The sequence below is a fragment of the Arhodomonas sp. KWT genome (assembly GCF_010993615.1).
Map to the genome: position 1 here is coordinate 1 of NZ_WNXE01000689.1, position 889 is coordinate 889.

General features: G+C 67.6%; 1 protein-coding gene. It reads right to left on the reverse strand.

Going from position 1 to position 889, the window contains the following annotated elements:
* Nucleotides 1-34 precede the first annotated feature (34 nt).
* A partial coding sequence (locus G7A99_RS21750; RefSeq protein WP_163144027.1) for an IS256 family transposase occupies nucleotides 35-889 on the reverse strand: 855 nt, incomplete at its 5' end.

Consider the following 889-nt stretch of genomic DNA (forward strand, 5'->3'; position numbering starts at 1 on the left):
GCTCTGAGTCACCGCGGCCTCCGAGTCAGGGACTTCAGGCTGCGTTGTCGATCTGCTTGGGCTCGTCGTTGTCCTCGTCGTGCAGCTCGGCGAGGCTGTGCTTGGCTATGTAGCAGCGCCCGACCTGCCATTCCTCGGATTGCTCCAGGACCACGGCGCCAACCAGGCGCGTGATCGCCGCCTCGTTGGGGAAGATGCCCACTACATCGCTGCGGCGCTTGATCTCCTTGTTCACCCGCTCGAGTGGGTTGGTGGAGGCGATCTTCGACCAGTGCGCCGCCGGGAAGGCGGTGTGGGCGAGCACCTCGTCTTCGGCGGCATCCATCATCGCCGCCACCTTCGGGAAGCGAGAGCGCAGCGACTCCGCCGTTTCGCGCCACTGAGCGCGCGCCTCGGCGCCGTTCTGCTGGGCGAAGGCGGTGCGAATGGCCGCCGCCACCATCGACTGGTGGCGCTTGTGCACATGGGCGAGCACATCGCGCATGAAGTGCACCCGGCAGCGCTGCCAGCTCGCCCCGAGCACCTGCGCCACGGCCTTCTTCAACCCCGCATGGGCGTCAGAGATGACCAACTGCACGCCCGCCATCCCCCGGCCGATGAGATCGCGCAGGAACTGCTTCCAGAACGCCTCGGTCTCCGCCGGGCCGACCGCCAGGCCCAGCACCTCGCGCCGGCCTTCGGTGTTCACCGCCACTGCCAACACACAGGCCTTGGAGACCACCCGGCCGCCGTCACGCGCCTTCACGTAGGTGGCATCCAGCCACAGATACGGCCAGCGTCCCTCAATCGGGCGAGACAGGAACGCCGAGACACGCTCATCGATGCTCTGGCACAGCCGAGACACCTGGGACGAGGAAATGCCCGTCATCCCCGCCGCGCGCACCAGATC